This is a genomic window from Parashewanella hymeniacidonis (genome assembly GCF_016900895.1).
Lineage (GTDB): Bacteria > Pseudomonadota > Gammaproteobacteria > Enterobacterales > Shewanellaceae > Parashewanella > Parashewanella hymeniacidonis.
This window is the reverse complement of record NZ_JAFEUN010000021.1, coordinates 25,027-46,707: the sequence shown is the minus strand read 5'-3', so window position 1 is coordinate 46,707 and position 21,681 is coordinate 25,027. Positions and strand designations below refer to the sequence as shown.

15 protein-coding genes are annotated in these 21,681 nt (G+C 39.2%); 8 read left to right on the top strand and 7 right to left on the bottom strand.

Annotated features, from left to right (window positions below):
- Positions 1 to 282 precede the first annotated feature (282 nt).
- Positions 283 to 1,689: a YadA-like family protein gene (locus JQC92_RS06370; RefSeq protein ID WP_204998866.1), complete on the top strand. Its 1,407-nt coding sequence runs from the start codon at positions 283 to 285 to the stop codon at positions 1,687 to 1,689.
- Positions 1,690 to 1,751: 62 nt separating this feature from the next.
- On the opposite strand, the gene ppsA is transcribed toward JQC92_RS06370, so the two are convergent.
- Positions 1,752 to 4,124 carry a phosphoenolpyruvate synthase gene (gene ppsA / locus JQC92_RS06365; RefSeq protein ID WP_204998865.1) on the bottom strand — a complete coding sequence of 791 codons (2,373 nt, stop codon included), beginning with the start codon at positions 4,122 to 4,124 and terminating at the stop codon, positions 1,752 to 1,754.
- 196 nt (positions 4,125 to 4,320) lie between these two features.
- On the opposite strand from ppsA, the gene ppsR reads away from it, so the two are divergent.
- Complete coding sequence (ppsR, locus tag JQC92_RS06360) at positions 4,321 to 5,133, top strand: posphoenolpyruvate synthetase regulatory kinase/phosphorylase PpsR (protein ID WP_204998864.1); 813 nt, start codon at positions 4,321 to 4,323, stop codon at positions 5,131 to 5,133.
- 91 nt (positions 5,134 to 5,224) lie between these two features.
- Here ppsR and JQC92_RS06355 read toward each other — a convergent pair whose 3' ends face one another.
- A complete protein-coding gene (locus JQC92_RS06355; protein ID WP_204998863.1) occupies positions 5,225 to 7,216 on the bottom strand; it encodes an ankyrin repeat domain-containing protein in 1,992 nt (663 codons plus the stop codon).
- A gap of 90 nt (positions 7,217 to 7,306) precedes the next feature.
- Complete coding sequence (locus tag JQC92_RS06350) at positions 7,307 to 9,343, bottom strand: ankyrin repeat domain-containing protein (protein ID WP_204998862.1); 2,037 nt, start codon at positions 9,341 to 9,343, stop codon at positions 7,307 to 7,309.
- Positions 9,344 to 9,571: 228 nt separating this feature from the next.
- On the opposite strand from JQC92_RS06350, the gene putP reads away from it, so the two are divergent.
- Together putP and JQC92_RS06340 are read left to right on the top strand one after the other, a co-directional pair.
- Complete coding sequence (putP, locus tag JQC92_RS06345) at positions 9,572 to 11,023, top strand: sodium/proline symporter PutP (RefSeq protein WP_204998861.1); 1,452 nt, start codon at positions 9,572 to 9,574, stop codon at positions 11,021 to 11,023.
- 375 nt (positions 11,024 to 11,398) lie between these two features.
- Entirely contained in the window at positions 11,399 to 12,721 is a 1,323-nt protein-coding gene (locus JQC92_RS06340) for an OmpP1/FadL family transporter (RefSeq protein ID WP_204998860.1), read from the top strand.
- Positions 12,722 to 12,760: 39 nt separating this feature from the next.
- Here JQC92_RS06340 and JQC92_RS06335 read toward each other — a convergent pair whose 3' ends face one another.
- The 3 genes from JQC92_RS06335 to JQC92_RS06325 all read right to left on the bottom strand — a co-directional run bounded on the left by JQC92_RS06335 (position 12,761) and on the right by JQC92_RS06325 (position 14,958).
- Positions 12,761 to 13,645: a precorrin-2 dehydrogenase/sirohydrochlorin ferrochelatase family protein gene (locus JQC92_RS06335; RefSeq protein WP_204998859.1), complete on the bottom strand. Its 885-nt coding sequence runs from the start codon at positions 13,643 to 13,645 to the stop codon at positions 12,761 to 12,763.
- A 5-nt stretch (positions 13,646 to 13,650) separates the two neighbouring features.
- Entirely contained in the window at positions 13,651 to 13,956 is a 306-nt protein-coding gene (locus tag JQC92_RS06330) for a putative signal transducing protein (RefSeq protein WP_204998858.1), read from the bottom strand.
- A gap of 396 nt (positions 13,957 to 14,352) precedes the next feature.
- Positions 14,353 to 14,958, bottom strand: a complete 606-nt coding sequence (locus tag JQC92_RS06325) for a peroxiredoxin (RefSeq protein ID WP_129946318.1) — start codon at positions 14,956 to 14,958, stop codon at positions 14,353 to 14,355.
- Between the two features lie 251 nt (positions 14,959 to 15,209).
- Here JQC92_RS06325 and JQC92_RS06320 point away from each other — a divergent pair, with 251 nt between their 5' ends.
- The gene (locus JQC92_RS06320; protein WP_204998857.1) at positions 15,210 to 16,526 is read left to right on the top strand and encodes a Na+/H+ antiporter family protein; all 1,317 of its coding nucleotides are present in this window, start codon (positions 15,210 to 15,212) and stop codon (positions 16,524 to 16,526) included.
- Positions 16,527 to 17,302: 776 nt separating this feature from the next.
- Here JQC92_RS06320 and upp read toward each other — a convergent pair.
- Positions 17,303 to 17,929: a uracil phosphoribosyltransferase gene (upp, locus tag JQC92_RS06315; RefSeq protein WP_129946315.1), complete on the bottom strand. Its 627-nt coding sequence runs from the start codon at positions 17,927 to 17,929 to the stop codon at positions 17,303 to 17,305.
- Between the two features lie 311 nt (positions 17,930 to 18,240).
- On the opposite strand from upp, the gene purM reads away from it, so the two are divergent.
- The 3 genes from purM (at position 18,241) to JQC92_RS06300 (ending at position 21,653) form a co-directional block, all read left to right on the top strand.
- Positions 18,241 to 19,278: a phosphoribosylformylglycinamidine cyclo-ligase gene (gene purM, locus JQC92_RS06310; protein ID WP_204998856.1), complete on the top strand. Its 1,038-nt coding sequence runs from the start codon at positions 18,241 to 18,243 to the stop codon at positions 19,276 to 19,278.
- On the top strand, positions 19,278 to 19,928 hold the full coding sequence (purN, locus tag JQC92_RS06305) for a phosphoribosylglycinamide formyltransferase (protein WP_204998855.1): 651 nt from the start codon (positions 19,278 to 19,280) through the stop codon (positions 19,926 to 19,928). The genes purM and purN overlap by 1 nt, the downstream gene beginning before the upstream one ends.
- A gap of 69 nt (positions 19,929 to 19,997) precedes the next feature.
- Positions 19,998 to 21,653 (top strand): M28 family metallopeptidase, encoded by a 1,656-nt coding sequence (locus JQC92_RS06300; RefSeq protein WP_204998854.1) that lies wholly within the window; start codon positions 19,998 to 20,000, stop codon positions 21,651 to 21,653.
- Positions 21,654 to 21,681: the final 28 nt, after the last annotated feature.

Sequence of the window (21,681 nt, the reverse complement as noted above, 5' to 3'; positions counted from 1 at the left end):
TTTTGACCATAGATCTTGGTTGAAAATTGACATGATGCGTTGCCTTATCTAGTGTAATTTACTGATCAGATCAACGAAACGATAATAAGTTCAATTTCCATAATATTTGTGTAGAAGAGTCAGCCTCTATACCACTTAACAACTTTTTTCAGTGCTTTTAAGCAAACGCATCTAAGCTAGTTAATACTCGTTAATTGAGGCACCTGAGTCACAGGATAGCTACTGAAGGGAAAGGCTTTGAAGCACAGAATTATTTTTATTTAATATTAATAAGGTACCCACATGCAAAAGTCTTTAATCTCTATTGTTCTTTCAACCATTATTGGTACAGTCGCATTCAGCGCTGGAGCTGCAATTACAACCCCTCACTCAAATCTAAAAAAAATAAACGAAAACAAAACCAAAATTACTGAAAATTCTGAAAATATTAAAGATAACAGATATTACAATCAGGCTAATTACTATGACATCAAAAGCAATCAAATTGATATAAGGTCAAATAAAGGCTATATAAAACAAAATGATGAAGATATTGGTCTTAATACACAGCTTATTGACCATAATGCTAGTAACATTAATAAAAATAAGGGCACCATTGCAGCGAACCATCGAGAAATAAATGCAAATGGTAATTTGATCATTAAAAATGCCGAAGGCCATTTACAAAACAAAATGGCCATTGCGCAAAATAAAGATCAAATTACAAAAAACAGTAAAGAAATAAAAGATAATTTTGGTCGTATAAGTTACAACACTGCTCATACAGAGAAAAATACATTAGGCCTTCAAAATGCAAATCAAAAGATTGATAAAAATGGCCAAAAAATCGATGTTAACTCATATAACATCGCCAATAATACGTCCAACATAAGTGCGAATGCTTCCAATATTGCAGCAAACACAACTGATATAACATCTAATGCTCAACGAAGCACTCAAAATACAACGGATATTGCAAACAATTCTGATTCCATTAAAGCAACAAATCAAAAAGTATCTGATCACAGCTCTCAAATTGCAGCCAACGATACAAAAATTGACACAAATGGAACCAACATTGCTACCAACACTGCAGATATCAAATCAAACAAAGCTGATATAACTTCAAATAAAGAAGCCATCAGTGCTGGTGAACAACAAATCACCTCGAACACTACAGCCATTGCTGATACAAATATACAAGTTACTAATAATAGAACATCTATTAATGCAAACACCAAAAGTGCTTCACAGAACAAAGCCGCAATTAACACTGAAACTCAACGCAGTGAATCCGCTGAGCAGCAAGAAAATGGTAGAATCGATACCGCAATGGGCGACATAACTCAGAACAGTAACAATATCGGTCAACTACAAAATGAAGAAACCAATAACGCTGCATTAATCCAAGGAAATACCAACCGTTTAGATAAAATTGATTTCCAAGTACAAGATATTTACAGCCAATTAAAACGTTTAGATGGCGCAATTGCAGCAAGTGTGGCAGTTGGCTCAATGGCAACTACACAAGCTCAAACTGATTTAACTTTGTCGGTAGGCGCAGGCTATTACAACAATGAGAGTGCATTAGCACTTGGTATTGTTGGAAATGCCAATAAGTACATTTCATTGAAAGCAACACTTTCAATGTCAAGCGGTGACGATTGGGCTAAGCCTATTGCAGGCGCTTCAATTAACTGGGCACTATAAAAGTTTTATTTAATCCATTAAAAAAGCGCCTTTCGGCGCTTTTTCTTTACCTGCTGAAAACCTTACTTAGTATGCTCTTCAGCCAGATATAACCAAGTGTCAATTACTGTATCAGGGTTTAACGATACCGTATCAATACCTTGCTCAACTAACCAAGCTGCAAAGTCAGCGTGATCTGATGGACCTTGACCACAAATACCAACGTAAGCGCCTTTCTTCTTAGCTGACTGAATTGCCATTGCAAGAAGCTTTTTAACCGCTGGGTCACGCTCATCAAACAAGTGGCTAATGATACCTGAGTCGCGGTCTAGACCTAATGAAAGCTGAGTTAAGTCATTTGAGCCAATTGAGAAACCATCAAAGTACTCTAAGAACTCATCAGCCATTAATGCGTTAGACGGTAATTCACACATCATGATGACACGCAAACCATCTTTACCACGCTCTAGACCTTCTTCTTTAAGAAGTTCGATCACTTGCGCTGCTTCCTCAAGAGTACGAACGAATGGGATCATGATCTCAACGTTCTTCAAACCCATTTCATTACGTACACGTTTGATAGCTTCACACTCAAGTGCAAAGCAATCACGGAACGATTCAGAGATGTAACGGCTTGCACCACGGAAGCCCAACATTGGGTTTTCTTCTTCAGGCTCGTAACGGTCACCACCCACAAGGTTAGCGTATTCATTTGACTTAAAGTCAGACATACGAACAATCACTTTCTTCGGATAGAAAGCACTGCCAATAGTAGCGATACCTTCTACCAAACGAGCAATGTAATACTCGACAGGTGAGTCATAGCCTGCAATCATCTCGTGGATTTCTTGCTGAAGCTCTGAATCTTGTTGGTTGAATTCAAGCAATGCTTTCGGGTGAATACCAATCATACGGTTGATGATGAACTCAAGACGCGCTAGACCAACACCTTCATTTGGTAAACGTGCAAAGTCGAATGCACGATCAGGGTTACCAACGTTCATCATGATCTTCATTGGAAGTTCAGGTAATGTATCAACACGGTTGGTGACGACATCAAACTCTTGCTTTCCTTCGTAGATGAAACCGGTGTCGCCTTCAGCACAAGAGACTGTCACTTCTTGACCTGTTTTAATTAGGTCTGTTACGTCACCACAACCCACTACAGCTGGCACACCTAATTCACGAGCAATAATTGCAGCATGGCAAGTTCGACCGCCACGGTTAGTAACAATAGCGCTTGCACGCTTCATGATTGGTTCCCAATCTGGGTCAGTCATGTCGGTTACCAGTACATCACCCGGCTGAATTTGATCCATTTCATCAATCGAACCTAATACTTTAGCAACACCAGTACCAATCTTATGACCGATTGCACGGCCTTCGCTTAGTACATCACCTTTTGTTTTTAGGTGATAACGTTCGATTAACTGAACATCTTCACGGCTGCGAACTGTCTCTGGACGAGCTTGAACAATGTAAAGCTTGCCATCGTTGCCATCTTTCGCCCATTCGATGTCCATTGGACGACCGTAATGCTTTTCGATGATCATCGCTTGCTTAGCAAGCTCCATCACTTCAGCATCAGTTACAGAAAACTGACGACGTTTCTCAGCTTCAACATCTTCAATTTTAACTTGCTTACCATGACTTGAATCATCTGAATACACCATCTGTATTAGCTTGCTGCCGATATTTCGACGAACTACAGCTTGATGGCCTTCAGTTAAGATTGGTTTGTGTACGTAAAACTCATCAGGATTCACTGCACCCTGTACGACCATTTCACCCAGACCAAAGGATGAAGTGATGAATACAACGTCATTGTTACCTGACTCAGTATCCATAGTGAACATTACACCTGATGCCGCTTTATCAGAACGAACCATACGCTGAATACCAGCAGAAAGCGCAACACCACGGTGGTCGTAACCTTGATGAACACGGTAAGAAATTGCACGATCGTTAAATAAAGAAGCGTAAACGTGTTTGATAGCAACGAGAACTGCATCAAAACCTTTTACGTTTAGGAAAGTTTCCTGCTGACCTGCAAAAGAAGCGTCCGGCATATCTTCAGCAGTCGCTGATGAACGAACGGCAAAAGAAGCGTCCTGAGTCTCAGACGATAACTTCTCGTATGATTCACGGATCGCTTGTTCTAATTCAGGTTGGAAAGGCGTGTCGATAACCCACTGTCTGATCTGTGCACCAACTTTAGCAAGTTGATTTACATCATCTACATCCAAAGTGTCTAGGATGTCATAAATCTTCTGGTTAACTCCACTTTGCTCAAGAAACTCATTAAAAGCATGAGAAGTTGTTGCGAATCCACCAGGTACTTGTACACCAGCATTAGATAAATTGCTGATCATTTCACCTAAAGATGCATTTTTACCGCCAACCGTGTTGACGTCGCCCATGCCTAATTCCTGATACCAGAGTACATATTGTTGCACAGTTCTATCTCCGCAAATATTTATATTAATTCCGATAGCAGTTTGTTCGATATTTGAAACAAAGCACACTGCTATCGGAATTAATATAAGCGAATGAAACAAGTCCTTCACATTCGCTCGGAGGCATTCTACACTCCGTCACAACAGGCGTAAATCTATAATTTTATTTGTAATTTTATTACTACAAGAGGCAGTTATGGCACCTAAAGTATTCTTTATTTCTGATGGAACAGCAATTACCGCAGAGGTGTTTGGTCATGCAGTTCTTTCTCAATTTCCTATTGAATTTGAACAGGTTACAATTCCATTTGTGGAGACAACATCAAAAGCGAACGCAGTTAAGCAACAAATAGATGATTGTTTTATTACAACAGGTATTCAGCCATTAATATTCCATTCCATCGTAAAATCAGAAATTCGTGAAATTGTTACCAGTAGCAAAGGCGCTGGTTATGACTTTTTAAATACTTTTGTGGCACCGCTCGAAGAGCAACTCGGTATGCAAGCGTCACCAAAACTTCATCGAACTCACGGTAAAGAAAATGCCAGTTATGAAAACCGCATCGATGCCATTAATTATTCGATGGATAATGATGATGGTCAAACACTAAAGCATATGGATAAAGCCGACATTATCCTGCTGGGTGTTTCTCGTTGTGGTAAAACACCATCAAGTTTGTATCTTTCAATGCAGTTTGGAGTCAAAGCGGCAAACTATCCATTTGTTGAAGACGACATGGATAACCTAAAGCTCCCAGAAGCATTAAAAAGAAATAAAAAGAAACTGTTTGGTTTAACCATCGATCCGCAGCGACTGCATGAAATTCGTCAGGGACGTTTAAGTAATAGCCGCTATGCTTCACTGCGCCAATGTCGTATTGAGGTGAAAGAAGTTGAAATGTTATATAAGAAAGAAAAAATTCCGTTTATCAATACTACCAATCATTCGGTAGAAGAGATTTCTACCATGATTTTGGATAAAACAGGGCTTGAAAGGCATATGTTCTAGTCAACGAGTAGCCATCATTTCTTCTTGGTGGCTATCTTTAACAAGTTTATAGCTAAATTTTTAACTTCAATTAAGAAAGCGATTATAGAACCTATAGCAACTCATCTTCATTCCTGACTCCAGCCAATATTGGCTGAGGCTTTAGTCTACCCTCAGCCTCAGGAGCTAACATCTTAGCCTCAGGAGCTAACATCTTAGCCTGAAGGGGCGAATCGACACCATCATCTATAGACACTGAAACCCAACTATCGTTGTCAAGTACCGGATTTTCAATACTTGCTTGCACCAGTGTATAGTAAGCTCTCTTGACCAAAGTAATCATGGCTTGACTAAAATTATCCATAAGCATTTGACGATGTTTTTTATTAAGTAATACAGCATTTAACATCTCGATTTCATTCCTTTTAAGAGCCAGATTCGTAAGGAAGTACAAAGCAACTTCCAACCTTCTATAACCCTCCTTCTGAACAGCGAACTGTAAAAGTTCACCTAGATCAACCGAAGCATCATATTTTACAGAAAACACCTTCTCTATAATTTCTAGATGAATATCGTCATCGTCATCACAATCCAACTCAAGCGCTTGCTTCAAAAGAGAGTTTGAAACTTCCAATGAACTTTTTTCACTTTGTAAACCTAAATTTTGCTTATCGATAGAGGTAATACACTGAGTTACCATTTCAATATCTTTATTAAATATTGCCATATCTAAGATATCTAAAACATTTTCATCAAAAAAGGAACTATCTATATACTTCAGGAGCTCATTAACTGCATTAATGTCCTTAAGTTGGATTGCTTTTTTACATGCCGCTTTTAAATGTTCGACTTTTATATGAGCGTCATCTTTGCTATTTACAGATAGTAATTTTGTTAATAGCTTTACATCTTTTTTACTCACAGCTCCTAAAATTGCACTTTTTGACATATCAGAACAGAAAAATGGATCTGCGCCATGCTCTAAGAGTAAATCGATTAACTCATAATGAGATGGTCTACAGGAATCAACGGCAACTTGTAAGACTGATTCTCCAGTATGAAGTGGTTTACCTACTTCGATATTAGGTAAAAATAATTCAACAATTTCTTTATTTTGTTTCTTGATTGCAACCATTAAAGGAGTCAAACCTTTGTGATTAACTATACTCGTGCATGAACCAGCCTCAATGATTTTTTTACAAAGCTCTCTATTGTGTTTATAAACCGCTATATGTAAAGCTGTATTACCACTATCATCTTTAATATCAATATCATTATCTTTACATGAGCTTATTACAGGGTCACTTAAATCCTTAAAGCCCAATTCTGCTAATAAGTGTATTGCAGTTTGACCATTTTTATCTCTAATATTAGGTCGTGCGCCAGCTTTTGTTAATTCCAAAACTACTGGCTTATGATCACAATAAATTGCAATGTGTAATGGTGTTAGCCCTTGTGATAAAAGCTCTTCATGTTCATATCTGCTGTCATATCCCCATTTTGCATGCTTCACACCGTTTTTACATTCAGAAGCTCTATAGTGATATTCAGAAAACAACCATTTACCACAATCACAATTTTGACCATTTATAAAGTTATGGGAAATTTGGAAACCATGGGAACTCTCAGCTTGCTCAAGCGAGACGTTAAAGTTTTCATTAGACAAAACACAATTTACGTTAAAACCGGCCTTAATATAATTTAAAACTTCTTGTGCATTACCTTTTAGAATAGATTGAATAAATTCACTTCCATGTCCCATTAGATTTAACTTGTCACATACAACTTTTACAGTTTTCAGGCTTTCAGATGTGTCAGCCGTTGGAGCAATTTTCCAGCAGAGCTTTCCTTTTGGCACAAATTCTAACCTAGCTTCAATTTTTTGAAAGGATTGCACTTTTTGTAGGCAATGGTTATGAAATTTAACAACTACTGCTCTAGGTTCATGATTAGCCGTAATATATGAAAGCGATCTTGCTGTTTTATTATCACTATTCGAAGAACTTACTTCATAGCAATCGACTACCGTAAACTGGCAAGGCGATTGATGTTGATGAACATCAAACTGAATAGGGTTTGATGTATTTGTTGATAACTGCTCCATAATAGTTCCAATATAAAATCTAAACTGCCACGCTCAATAGAAACTTTTTAAATCTCTCTAGAGTTATAAAATTTTCAATGCTGTTATTTTTTAATTCACTTTCAAGGAAGTCATTTCTTGCCCGAATTCCTTCGATTCATCGCCACTCGAATAATGAGTAGATTGAGTGCTGCTTTTTGTTAATGTCACTTGCACTTTATGGTAGGAAAGAAGAAAGAGAGGAAGAATTGAAGAGTCATACGACTCACTAATAACATCTAAGACTGATTTACCTTCATGTGAGTGCTGAAGCATGTCAAGATTTGCTTCTTTCACTGCTAATTCAAAAAGAAATTCCAATACATAATTAGGAGCCTCATTTGTTATTGCACAAATAATCGATCCTCTACCTTCATCAATCAAATTCTCATACCGATTAACTGAGTAGATTTTTCGCAAAAGAGCCAAATGCTGCACTTCGGGAATATTAGTCTTTAAAATCGCTGATTTAAATGCTTTACAAAATTGCGTCGTGCTCTCTTTGAAACTGTCACTATTAATCAAGGAAATACAACCATCAATGACTGTCATTTCATTCTGTTGAATTGCAGCACTCAACAATCCATCTAACCGTTTAACATGTGCGTTACTAACAACGAATGTAGGTTCAGGCTGTTGGGCTTTCCCTGGAACACTTGCTTCTCCTCTTTCAGCACCTTCTGAAGTTTTTAATGAGAGAGCTGGTATTAATTTTGCTGTTTGACCATCCAGCTTCATTAGAGACGTTAATAGAGTAAGCATCATTTTTACGTCCTTTTTCTTTTCAGCAATATTTAGTGCGTGTTCTATACATTCCTTTTTATAGGCGTTTGTGCTCTCACACTGCAATAGTTTGTTAAGTAAACTCAAATCTCCCTTATTTACTGCTGCAGAAATAGCGCTTTCGTCTTTTTCATTTACCAAATAAGGGTCTGCGCCTGCTTCCAATAATTTATCGATGATACAGATGTTTAATTTAAAAACTGCTAGATGTAAGGGGCTTAAACCATCTTTATTTAACTTATCAAGCTCACATTTTTCGGCAAATTTAGAAACAAGTTTAAAATCCCTCTTCGTCACAGCTAGATGAATCGGGGTATTATTGTGCGAATCAGTTAAATTGAGATCGGCGCCAGCATTCATAAGCATTTGCACATACTCATCATCAGATAATTCAACGGCCAAATGAATGACGCCCATCCCTTGAGCGTTTTTAATATTTAGATCGCCAGGTTTGCAAGCACTAACTAAACACTGGCGCATATCTTTGTATTCAGGCCTGCAAACAATGTGTAGCGGTGTTCTTCCTAAGCTATCTTGAAAAGCAGGACTAGCTCCGCCATTGATGAGTAATGCGACTATTGAAGTTTTTCCAGCTAAAACAGCAAGGTGAAGCGGTGTGCTTTGGGAATTCGATATTGACTCAAACTCTAACTCGCTCTTAACTCCCCACTTAGTATGCTTAACATCATCCGGGCATGCACCCTTTGGATGGTGAACATAATCATCCCAAAAATCCCGACAGTAGCACTTAGAACTACTTCCAGGCTTTCTACTATATTCAATATTGAAACCTTTTAATGTTGAAGTTTTATGGATTTTTTGTGAAAAATTCTTAAGAGATACTCGGCAATTCAAATTTGCTCCTGCACCAATAAATGCGCTAACTTGTATACTACGTCCTGCCAGAATATCTAATACCAAACTGGTGGAATCTACTTGCTTGCCTTTGATTACATTAAGGTTTAATTTCGCATCTAAATATTCTAATGCTTTCGATTCATGGCTCTTACTACCGCCATTAACTGATAAAGAAGTACTTTTAACCTGCCAACACTTATCATGACAATCTTGAAATTCAATTTCTGCATTAAATGAGCTTACAAGCTGACGTCCCAATTTGGAGTCTTTATAAAATTTAACAATAACAGGCTTAGTTGCAGTTGAAACTGTAAAATGAGTTAACCCTACTTCTTTTTTATGATTACCTTCACTTTCTTGAGGGGCAACAAACACCCTCAAGCCCACCATAGGTATTGGCTGTTGAATGTCGTCTAATCTAATTTCTGCGGGGAACTGAGTTGCAACAGAAGGAAACTTTAGTGACATTTCGATTTACCTAATTCAATATTAAAGGGGAATTTAATTTAAGAATTAACGCTTTTTAGAATGTCATTTTATTCTTATGCGTATGAAGCAGTAGTTTCCATTGCATTAATATTTATTCATATACTTATTTCTTTTTGCTAAGTTTTCATACAAATATCATTTCCCAACACCTGCAAAATTTTTGTTACCATGTAGTGCTGGAATAATAACTATCACAAGAGTGATTCTATGAGCATTAACCTCCCTATTCTCATTACCTTTTCAGCCTACTTAATTGCTATGCTGGCAATTGGCTTTTGGGCTTACAAAAAAACCGACAACGTTGACGACTATATTTTAGGTGGTCGTAAAATGGGGCCTGCTGTAACAGCCTTAAGCGTTGGCGCTTCTGATATGTCTGGCTGGTTACTACTTGGTTTACCTGGTGCCGTTTATGTTGGCGGTTTAGGTGAAGCTTGGATTGGTATTGGCTTATTAGTCGGTGCTTGGCTAAATTGGTTGTTTGTCGCTAAACGTCTTCGTATATATACCCAGTTTACTGATAATGCACTGACATTACCTGATTTTTTTGAAAAGCGCTTCAATGACAAAAGCGGTATCTTGAAGCTCATTTCAGCACTGACCATTTTGGTATTTTTTACCTTCTATACCTCCTCAGGCATGGTCGGCGGCGCAATTCTTTTCGAGAAAGTATTCGGCCTTGATTACACTTACGCCTTATTAATTGGCAGCGTTATCATTGTTTCTTATACCTTTATTGGTGGTTTTTTTGCTGTTAGTTGGACAGACTTTTTCCAAGGTTGCCTAATGCTAATTGCATTACTGATCGTTCCCGTAGCGATTTTTTCTCAACCAGAAAATCAACAAAACCTGTCAAACCTTGATCCAAGTATGTTGTCTATACTGCATGAAGACATGACTGTTATTGGTCTGCTTTCATTATTAGCTTGGGGATTAGGCTATTTTGGCCAACCGCATATTCTTTCTCGCTTTATGGCAATTGGCGACCCGAAGGATTTAACCGTTTCTCGCCGAATTGGCATGAGCTGGATGATAGTTTCATTGTTAGGCGCACTGACAGTCGGCTTAGCTGGAGCAGTACATTTCGCAAATTCTCCATTAGAAAACAGCGAAACGGTATTTATCTATCTTACTCAAGCAGCTTTTAGCCCTTGGATTGGTGGATTGCTGATTGCAGCAATTCTGTCTGCCATTATGAGTACAATTGATTCACAACTACTGGTGTGCTCTAGCGTCGTGACTGAAGACTTTTATAAAAAGTGGCTAAAACCGAGTGCAAGTTCAAAAGAATTAATGATTATAGGCCGTGCAAGTGTGCTTTTTGTAGCCGTAGTTGCAGCATTAATTGCGTTAAATCCTGAGAGTAATGTCCTTGAGTTGGTCAGTTACGCTTGGGCTGGTTTTGGTGCAGCATTTGGTCCTGTAGTGATTTTATCTTTATTTTGGCAGGGTTACAGTAAAGCAGGTGCGATTGCGACTATCCTAACAGGCGCATTAACGGTAATCATTTGGAAACAACTTGAAGGTGGTATTTTTGATTTATATGAGTTACTTCCAGCCTTTATTTTTGCAGCAACCGTTGGTGTGATTGTCAGCTTTATTTTTCCAGCAGACGAAAGTAACAAATCTAACTTCAACGTATTTAAAAAGCATTTATAATTAATAAGATATCAGCATAGGTTCATTTGAACTTATGCTGATTAACAAAGATTAATTAACAATACTTATAACTTCGCTTATAAAAAAAAACAAACACCTTGATATTTAATGTATTGTTTTTTAACAAAAAAATAAAACCATATCGGCTAAACCACTTCAGTAACTCTTAATTCTGATTATTTTTTCACTTGTCATTTACAAAAAATATACTGGTCTGACTTGATAGGATTTCACAGTCCCTCTAATATTACTTGGATCAGATAAAAAATTTCTAAATATATTCAATGAATTACGCTAAAAAATAGAAATATCTTTTTGTTCAAATTTACTATCCTTTAGTAATTGATAGAAGTATTTCAATAACTGGATAATGATATGAAACTATTCAACAAGACAAGTATAGCTGTAGCGATAACTTTAGTAAGTGGGCACGTATTCGCTTCAGGATTTCAGTTTAACTCCCAATCTGCAACAGGAATTGGGCGAGCTCTATCAGGTGATGCAGCCATTGGGGATAACGCATCTGCTCTCGCACGTAATCCAGCGGCAATGGCTTTATTCAGCAAATCAGCGTTGTCTGGTGGCTTAACATATGTTCAAACGGACGTCAGAGTTAAAGATGTCGAGTCTGAAATATCAGGGCAAGCGATTGGCCACTTAAGTGATGCAGCAGCAAATAAGTTTGTTCCTAACTTTTATTACATACACCCTGTGAATGATAAATTTGCGTTTGGTGTGGCAGCCTTTACTAATTTTGGTACCGGAACAAATACCACTCCTATTACCACTCGATACAATGATGCATTCATCCGCAAAGGTGGTCAAATACACCCTCTTCCATTTGACCTTCTCGGGCAGACTGATGTTGAAACGATTACATTTAATGCAAGTGCTTCATACCGTATCAATGAAAATTTAAGCCTTGGTTTAGGGCTTGATAGCATTTATGGTTCAGGAAAACTTGTAAGACAAGGTGTTATCGGGAACTTACCTAAAGATATAGGTGCTGACATTACAACACCACTAACGGCAGCTTATGTTGATGCCGATGGTTGGGGTTTCGGCGGTATCGTAGGCCTATTGTATGAATTTAATAAAGATAATCGTATTGGCATTAGTTATCGTAAAAGCCCAGATATCAAAGTGGATGGTCAATTAGAGAAGCTTGATTCAACAACACTTCAACAAAAAGTGTTCGACAAGCTTGAGATCCCACTTCCCGATATTTTCCAAATTGGTGGTTTCCACCAATTAACAAATCGATTTGCAATTCATTACACCGCTCAACTAACAACGTGGAAGAAGTTTGACCAAATCACATTAGAAGATGGTGAATTGGCAGGTGCTAAGGTTCCAAATGAACCGCTTAAGGAATATCACTGGAAAGATTCTTGGTTATATTCTGTCGGAGCAACGTACATGCTGAATGACCAGTGGACGGTGAGAGGTGGTCTACTCTATGACAACAAAGGTGTGGATAAACTCACTTCAATTTCCATTCCTGATTCTAATCGAATTTGGTACTCCGGTGGTGTTAGCTACAAGCTAGACAATCACAATACTGTTGATTTTGGTGTTGCATTAGTTAGAGGTCAGAATACTCGTGTAGATGAAGCGAGCTCATTAACGGGTAATACCGTCGCTCACACACACGGAAATGCGATTTATTATGGACTTCAGTATAACTATCAATTTTAAATAGCCACAAATAAAAAAGCCGCCTTTTCTGGCGGTTTTTTATTTTAGGAAGATTGTGTTTGGTAAGTTGCAAGAAGTTGCATAAACCAAAACATTTGCAGATTGAAATTCGTATGTTTGATTTGTCCTGAATCGGTTTCTTGTAGCGTCTCGGCGAATGAGTTCATTCAACTCTTGTGGGACTTCATCTTCAAAATAAACATCATCTATTTGCTGTAAAATAGGTAACACTGATATTGGCAATGTCGAAATGTCTTGTGCTGACTGAATGAAGTATATTTTGGTGACTGCAGTCCCTAACGCTTCATTACATTGCTCGAGTGTTTGTTGAAAAACATCTGGAGTTACTTCACTAAACCCAAAACCGTTTCGATTAAAAAATTGATACCAAAACTGCCTTAAACCAACACTTTTATTTAACGTTTGTTTTAGTGAGCTTCGAGTATTTGCGGCAAACTCGATTAATTGCGAAACAGACTGGGGTAACCAAGATTCAATCTTAGTTCTAATCAACCCAGCAATTACGGGAGCAGCCCCGCTACCGCTGACAGCAATTTGTAGCTTCCCTCTATCTACAATCGCAGGAGTAATGAAAGAGCAATCTTCTGGGCTATCAACAACATTAACCAAAATATTATTTTGAGTGGCTAAAGCCGCATACTGCTGATTAACCTTACGATCTGCAGTAGCTAAATAAAGTAACTGAATACCTTCAATGTCATCTTCATTCACGAGTCTAGGTTTCAATTTAACTCGATGTGTTTTCACTAACTCCTCAACTTCATCACAAATTTTATCTGCGATAACGGTTATCTTGGCTTCAGTCCTTACCAATAATGCGAGTTTACGTGCTGCGACCTCTCCTGCACCAACAACCAGAACATTGATGTTTTGAGTATCTACAAATATGGGAAAATATTGCATTCAATTTATTCCGGGGCTTCTGTGCCACATTGCCAGCAAAGTTCAAAATTAGACTCATTTTTTTCACCACACTCTCTACAACACCATGATTCACCTTGCTGTTGCATTGAATCTAAGATATTTCTAGCGTGATCAATCTTGTCTTTTTTCACCCAAACTTCGGCATATGAAGCATCGAGTCCAAACTCACCAGTAGCACCAAGCAATGCTTCGCCCTTTAATTCAACCTCAATATCTTGAGTTTCTAATAACCCTTTCCATGCATGAATTTCAATTAACGTCCCTTTAGCAAGTAGACACTTGTCTGACATGCGGCTCTCCAACTTGCCTGAATAGAAGAAAAATATAATAACTTGAATGGAGAGAAATTGAAGTAGAAATTAGACTAAAAACAAAAGAAGCTGCCAATGGCAGCTTCTAGGAACAAATCTATACCCATGATACTTTAAGATGCATGTTTCAGGACTTTTTCAGCGCCAATTCTTTGAGGCGCATTAGCGAAGGAATATCGGGATTCTTTCGAGCTAATGTAACAAAGAAGAATTGGCGCTGAGAAGTCCACGCAGTGCGAGTTGCACAGCTTGTTACTCTTCGTTGCCAGTGCTAACAATAGCTCACTATTGCCGCACACCGTCGCCTTGATTAACAAGTTGTGCATTCTTGCTGAAATCGAGCATCTTCAGGTATCATGGGTATAAATGGTTAGATTATAGCTCTTCTGCATTTCCAGCTAGGTAGCTTGCAACACCTTCAGGGCTTGCTTGCATGCCTTTTTCACCTTTATTCCAACCAGCTGGGCAAACTTCACCGTGCTCTTCGTGGAATTGTAGGGCGTCGATCATACGTAGCATTTCATCTACGTTACGACCTAGTGGAAGATCGTTAACCACTTGGTGACGAACCATACCTTCTTTGTCCACTAAGAATGAACCACGGAAAGCTACACCAGCTTCTGGATGCTCAACGTCATATGCTTGGCAAATTTCGTGTTTAACGTCTGCAACCAAAGTGTATTTAACTGGACCAATACCGCCTTCGTTGATTGGAGTGTTACGCCATGCGTTGTGAGTGAACTGAGAATCGATAGAAACACCGATAACTTCAACACCGCGCTTAGTGAACTCTTCCATACGGTGATCGAATGCGATCAACTCAGATGGACATACAAAAGTAAAATCAAGTGGGTAAAAGAAAATTACAGCTGGCTTACCTTTGATTGCTTCAGCTAAATCAAAATTATCAACAATTTCACCGTTACCAAGAACAGCAGCAGCTTTAAAGTTAGGGGCTTTACGACCTACTAATACGCTCATTTTAGATCTCCATCTAAAGTTAATCATAATGCTAGTTATCAATGTCCTCATACGAAGTCATTTGCCAGCAAGTTCAAATTAACAAGCATTATATGAGCTTGATCACATCAAGCAACCTATTTCCCTGTATTTTGCTCAAGTTTTACAAAATTGATTGGTAACCCGACAAAAAATCAACAAAATTCGGCCTTTACACATACAAAAAACACGGGCATAAATAGTAGCGTCATATAAATGGGAAAATATAAATAATGAATTCAGTGGTTATTGCAGTCAGCTTAATGATGCTACTTAGCTTATTTAGAGTCAGTGTTGTTATTTCTCTAACGGTAAGTGCCGTTGTTGCCGGCCTATTGGGTAATTTGGATATCAGCACCACAATCAGTGCTTTTAATAATGGGTTGGGCGGTGGTGCCAAAATCGCACTCAGTTATGCCCTACTCGGTGCATTTGCAGTCGCACTATCGCACTCTGGTGTTGCTGAATGGCTTTCAAGCAAAATCGTGACAAAATTAGGTAAAGATGCGGACGATAACAATGTATTTGTAATCAAATGGGTGATGATATTCAGTATTCTTTGTATGGCCATTGGCTCACAAAATATCTTACCGATTCATATCGCATTTATTCCAATTATGATCCCACCTCTTTTAGGTGTAATAACTAAACTGCACATTGATAGAAGACTCATCGCCTGTGTAATCACCTTCGGTCTTGTAACCACTTATATGATTTTACCAATCGGTTTTGGTGGTATTTTCTTAAATGACATTTTGCTAACGAACCTAAACAACAATGGATTGGATGCCGTTCGTTCGCAAGTGCCACAGGCTATGTTTATTCCTGCCATGGGGATGATTTTAGGCCTATTCGTTGCTGTATTTATTAGCTACAGAAAACCAAGAGTTTACAAACAAGCTCAAGAAACGGCTGCTACGGTTACAGAAATAAGCAAAAAAAATATCGTTGTCTCTGTTATTGCAATCGCAGCGATGTTAAGTGTTCAATTGACAACTGAGTCCATGATCTTCGGTTCACTGGTGGGATTCATTGTATTCAGTCTTTCTGGGGTTTTAAAAAATGTAACCAATCAAGATATTTTCACTCAGGGTGTGAAAATGATGGCTAACATTGGGTTTATTATGATTGCTGCAGCAGGCTTTGCTGCCGTTATTAAACAAACAGGTGAGATCAATTCGTTAGTACAATCCATTGATGCGATGATCGGTGACAATAAAGCATTAGCAGCAATGTTAATGTTGGTAGTTGGTTTACTGATCACTATGGGCATTGGATCTTCATTTTCAACGGTACCGATTATCGCTGCCATCTACGTTCCATTAGCACTGCAATTTGGTTTTTCTGTGCCTGCTACCATTGCACTTGTAGGTACTGCTGGTGCGTTAGGTGACGCCGGCTCACCCGCATCTGATTCAACATTAGGTCCTACTGCGGGTTTAAATGTTGATGGTCAGCATGACCACATGCGTGACAGCGTGATCCCGACCTTTATTCATTACAACATTCCGCTACTTATTTTTGGGTGGGCTGCTGCAATGACGTTATAAGAGCTTTTAGTTCCATTTAAATATTGTTTAACTTGTCGATAAGTAATTCAAAAGCTACTTTTAGAAAAACTCTTATCCAAATACTGGAAAATAAGTGACTTTATATTTATCTGACTGTCCAACTGCATCTTGGAGTGGTGAAACAATTGGAATAATGGTTCTTGAGTGCCATTACCCTTTTATTCCTGGTAATGTCGCTAATGCCAAAACAAAAAAACATCTGTCCATGACAAACTTAAATTAAGCTTCACCCCTTCGCCTGACATTTGAGCTTTTGGCTTCAAATGCCGCCAACAAACGCAGCTGTTGGTCAACCCAGTTTTCCCCTCCACACCATTACTGGCTTTCATCGGCTGGATTTTACTCACTACTACGGGGTCATCTGCCACCTCGCACCCTCTTTCACCTTGAGTTTCCTCTTGAATAAAAGTTTCTGAATTTCAGAGTCGGTGTCAGGCTTCCCCAGTTACTGCACTGGCTCCCTGTTAGAAATCCCACCCTCAAACACATAATAGAGCTGACTGAGTATTTGGCGTTGCGCTATTTCGGACGCTTACCTCTCTATTATGCCGAATCAGGTTCACTTTCGTTGTGTTCCTCTAACTTCCTATGGCTTCCTTCAGACCCTGCCGTTAGCCAACAACGCCCTTGCTATTCGGATTATCTTCCCCTCAGTCGGGGCGATACAGGTTTCTTTCAACCTGTCGGGTTTGCCAGCTTCGCTGGGCAAACAAAAAAGGAGGCTAATGCCTCCTTTACTATAAAACTCTTAATACTTATTTTGTACCAAAAATCTTATCACCCGCATCACCAAGACCTGGCAAAATGTAGCCTTTTTCATTTAAGCAGTCGTCGATAGAGGCTGTATATAACTCAACATCTGGATGCGTCTTTTTAAGCGCTTCAATACCTTCTGGTGCAGCCACTAACACTAAAGCTTTAATATGCTTACAGCCACGCTCTTTAAGAAGATCTAATGTTGCGATCAATGAACCACCTGTCGCCAACATTGGATCAACGACTAATGCTAAACGCTCATCAAGATCACTGGCTAATTTTTCGAAATAAGGAACTGGCTCTAACGTCTCTTCGTCACGGTAAATACCAACTACTGAAATACGTGCACTTGGCATATGTTCAAGCACACCATCCATCATGCCTAAGCCCGCACGAAGAATCGGTACTACTGTGATTTTTTTACCCTTAATTTGGTCAACTTTAACAGGACCGTTCCAACCATTAATGGTAACTTCTTCAGTCTCTAAATCAGCCGTCGCTTCATAAGTTAACAAGCTACCAACTTCGGCTGCTAATTCACGAAAACGCTTAGTACTGATGTCACCCTCACGCATCAATCCAATTTTGTGGCTAACTAGTGGGTGTTTTACTTCAACGACTTTCATAGAGTACTCCTAGATTTCTTTTTTGTCGGAAAAAGGCAAATTGCACGGATAATACCGAATTTATCCCGTTAAAAAAACAGATAGTTTCACAAATCCACCGAATCGTGATGTGGATCGCTAAGCAACTGAATCGAATGACGATTAAACCACCAGCTAAAGCAAAATTAACGTTGATCGTTCGCTTTCGGCAAAGCCAATAAACTGATAGAATTGCGCCCGAAAAATTCAATGTGTGAAGACATTGTTCTTTGTGCAATATATTAAAAATAATAAGTACCTTAAAGTACTTTGGTACCCAAAGAGGAACCTCTGTGACCACTCCTACCTCTCTGAGCTATAAAGACGCTGGTGTAGACATCGATGCAGGCAATGCACTGGTTGATAACATCAAATCTGCCGTAAAACGTACTCACCGCCCTGAAGTCATGGGTAACTTAGGAGGCTTTGGCGCATTATGCGAACTGCCGACTAAGTATAAGCAGCCTGTTTTGGTTTCGGGTACAGATGGTGTAGGTACTAAGCTTCGCTTAGCCATTGATTATGCTAAACACGACACCGTTGGTATTGATTTAGTTGCAATGTGTGTAAACGATTTGATTGTTCAAGGTGCTGAACCTTTATTCTTCCTCGACTATTACGCTACAGGTAAACTTGATGTAGATACTGCAACATCTGTTGTTAACGGTATTGCTGAAGGTTGTCACCAATCGGGTTGTGCGCTCATTGGCGGCGAAACAGCGGAAATGCCGGGTATGTATGAAGGCGAAGATTACGATCTAGCAGGCTTCTGTGTTGGTGTTGTTGAAAAAGCACACATTATTGATGGAACAAAAGTTAAAGCGGGTGACGCTTTAATCGCATTACCATCAAGTGGCCCACACTCAAACGGTTATTCACTTATCCGTAAAGTGTTAGAACTAAGCAAAGCTGATCCACAACAAGACCTTGCTGGCAAACCACTCATTAACCACCTACTTGAACCAACAAAGATTTATGTTAAATCTTTGCTAAAACTTGCAGAGCAAGTTGATGTTCATGCAATGGCACACATTACTGGTGGTGGATTCTGGGAAAACATTCCACGGGTATTACCGAACAACGCTAAAGCAGTGGTTGATGGTACATCTTGGGAATGGCCGGTCGTCTTCAATTGGCTTAAAGAGAATGGGAACATCACTGAGCACGAAATGTATCGCACCTTTAACTGTGGTGTAGGTATGATCGTTGCTCTGCCATCAGACAAAGTCGATGCGGCACTTTCTCTTTTAAATGCAGAAGGTGAAAACGCATGGCTGATCGGCACGATTGCTGAGCGCAATGGTGACGAAGAACAAGTGGAGATCGGTTAATGGAGTCGGCTAAGGCTTGCCGTATTTTAGTTTTAGTTTCAGGTAGCGGCAGTAATTTACAAGCCGTTATCGATAGCTGTGACGACCACCTTTTAGGTGAAGTTGTAGGCGTTATCAGTAGCAAACCAACAGCGTATGGATTAACTCGTGCCCACCAGCACGAAATTGATACCAGTTGTGTGATTGCACGTACAAAAGAATCACGTTCAGATTACGATGCCCGCTTAAAGTGTGCCATTGATAAATACCAACCTGACTTAATTGTCTTGGCGGGTTTTATGCGTATTCTCACTGATGAGTTGGTTAATCACTACTTAGGAAAGATGGTAAATATTCATCCGTCGTTATTGCCTAAGTACACAGGATTAAACACTCACCAACGTGCAATTGATGCTGGAGACAATGAACATGGCGCAAGTGTTCATTTTGTTATTCCAGAATTGGATGCTGGTCCTGTTATTTTACAGGCTAAAGTTCCTGTCTATGACGGTGATAACGTGGAAGAATTAGCACAACGAGTTCATGAGCAAGAACACGCTATCTACCCACTCGTTGTAAAGTGGTTTAGCCAAGGCCGATTAAAAATGGAATCTAATCAGTGCTATCTAGATGGGCAAGCTTTAGGCCCTAATGGTTATGCTGCGGATTAAATGTTCACCAAATCCAACGACTTTAAAAAAGAGGCTTCGGCCTCTTTCTTTTTCTAAAAAGGAGAAATAATGAGAACTCCAATCCTTATTAGCGCTGTGGCCATGCTGACAGCTTGTGCAACAACCCAACCGCATATTGAACATAATACGAGTGTTTCCCCGGTCACAGCATCACTATTCAACGAAACTCAGTTTCGAAAAGACATTAAAGTCTTATCATCTGATGAATTTGAAGGACGAGCACCTGCAACTGAAGGCGGAAAGAAAACCATCGCTTACCTCACTCAATCTTTTAAAGACATGGGATTAGTTGGTGCCAACAATGGTAGCTACTTACAAGCTGTGCCAATGGTGAGTTACACCACCAATGAAGATACTGCGAAAGTTACCTTAGGCAATATTCCACTAACTTACCGCAAAGATGTTGTAGTAAATACTCGCATTAATGAAAAACACATTTCAATTAAAGACGCCCCGCTTGTTTTTGTTGGTTATGGCATCAATGCCCCTGAACATCATTGGAACGACTATGCTGGTTTAGACATGAAAGGCAAAGTTGCCGTCATTATGGTTAACGATCCAGGTTTTGCTCGCCCAACCGCAGGTGTATTCGACGGTAAAGCCATGACTTATTATGGTCGCTGGGATTACAAATTTATTGAGGCATCAAAACAAGGTGCGATAGGTGCAATCATCATCCATGATACTGAGCCTGCGTCTTACCCTTGGTCGGTTGTCGAAAATAGCTGGACTGGCGCTCAACAAGATCTAGTGCAACAAACAACAACAGATAACAATAATGTGAGAGTTGAAGGATGGATTACCAACTCCTTTGCGCAGAAACTCTTTAAAAAATCTAAGCTGAACCTAGCAAAATTAATGAAGCAGGCTGCACTTAAACCTACTCATATTAATTTAAACCAAAGTGCGAGCTTTGAACTTGATAACAGCATTGATTATGCCGATAGCTATAATGTCGTCGCAACCTTACCGGGAACCAGTCAGAAAGATGAACAATTACTGTTTGTTGCGCATTGGGATCACATTGGCAAAGATGAAACGAAAACTGGCGACCAAATCTATAACGGTGCGTTAGATAATGCTTCAGGTACAGCAGGTATTATGGAGATTGCCCGCATTTTTGCTCAAAAAGCTGCTAATGGCGAAAAACTCGCTCGTTCACTCACTTTTGTTGCAGCTACTGGTGAAGAACAAGGCTTATTAGGTTCTCGTTATTATGCTGAACATCCAATTTTCCCTCTTGATAAAACGGTTGCAGTTTTCAACTTAGACAGCACTAATATCTATGGTAAAACCAAAGACTACACCATCGTCGGTAAAGGAAAATCTCAGCTGGAAAACTACATAGCAGATGCCGCTAAAAAGCAAAATAGAACTGTGAAATCAGAAAAGTATCCAGAAGCCGGTGGTTTCTTCCGTTCTGATCATTTTAGTTTTGCAAAATACGGTGTTCCGGCTGTGTTCGCTGGCGGTGGCAGTGAGCCAATTGATGATGCAACCGCACAATACAAAAAGAAAATGCAGCAAATTCGCCGAGGATGTTACCACCATGTTTGTGATGAATACCGTGAAGATTGGAACTTAGACGGAGCGATTCAAGACTTAGCGATTTATGCTGATGCAGCCAGAGTTCTAGGTAATTCTATAGACTGGCCAGGTTACTTTAAAGGTACTGAGTTTTATCTTCTAAGGTCTGCTGAATAAACATAATTTTAATCAACAAGGAAGGAGC

Excerpts from the sequence above, each read along its gene's own strand:
- JQC92_RS06370 (WP_204998866.1), top strand. The coding sequence starts at position 283 with ATGCAAAAGTCTTTAATCTCTATTGTTCTTTCAACCATTATTGGTACA.
- ppsR (WP_204998864.1), top strand. The coding sequence starts at position 4,321 with ATGGCACCTAAAGTATTCTTTATTTCTGATGGAACAGCAATTACCGCA.
- JQC92_RS06355 (WP_204998863.1), bottom strand. The coding sequence starts at position 7,216 with ATGGAGCAGTTATCAACAAATACATCAAACCCTATTCAGTTTGATGTT.
- JQC92_RS06350 (WP_204998862.1), bottom strand. The coding sequence starts at position 9,343 with ATGTCACTAAAGTTTCCTTCTGTTGCAACTCAGTTCCCCGCAGAAATT.
- putP (WP_204998861.1), top strand. The coding sequence starts at position 9,572 with ATGAGCATTAACCTCCCTATTCTCATTACCTTTTCAGCCTACTTAATT.
- JQC92_RS06340 (WP_204998860.1), top strand. The coding sequence starts at position 11,399 with ATGAAACTATTCAACAAGACAAGTATAGCTGTAGCGATAACTTTAGTA.
- JQC92_RS06335 (WP_204998859.1), bottom strand. The coding sequence starts at position 13,645 with ATGCAATATTTTCCCATATTTGTAGATACTCAAAACATCAATGTTCTG.
- JQC92_RS06330 (WP_204998858.1), bottom strand. The coding sequence starts at position 13,956 with ATGTCAGACAAGTGTCTACTTGCTAAAGGGACGTTAATTGAAATTCAT.
- JQC92_RS06325 (WP_129946318.1), bottom strand. The coding sequence starts at position 14,958 with ATGAGCGTATTAGTAGGTCGTAAAGCCCCTAACTTTAAAGCTGCTGCT.
- JQC92_RS06320 (WP_204998857.1), top strand. The coding sequence starts at position 15,210 with ATGAATTCAGTGGTTATTGCAGTCAGCTTAATGATGCTACTTAGCTTA.
- upp (WP_129946315.1), bottom strand. The coding sequence starts at position 17,929 with ATGAAAGTCGTTGAAGTAAAACACCCACTAGTTAGCCACAAAATTGGA.
- purN (WP_204998855.1), top strand. The coding sequence starts at position 19,278 with ATGGAGTCGGCTAAGGCTTGCCGTATTTTAGTTTTAGTTTCAGGTAGC.
- JQC92_RS06300 (WP_204998854.1), top strand. The coding sequence starts at position 19,998 with ATGAGAACTCCAATCCTTATTAGCGCTGTGGCCATGCTGACAGCTTGT.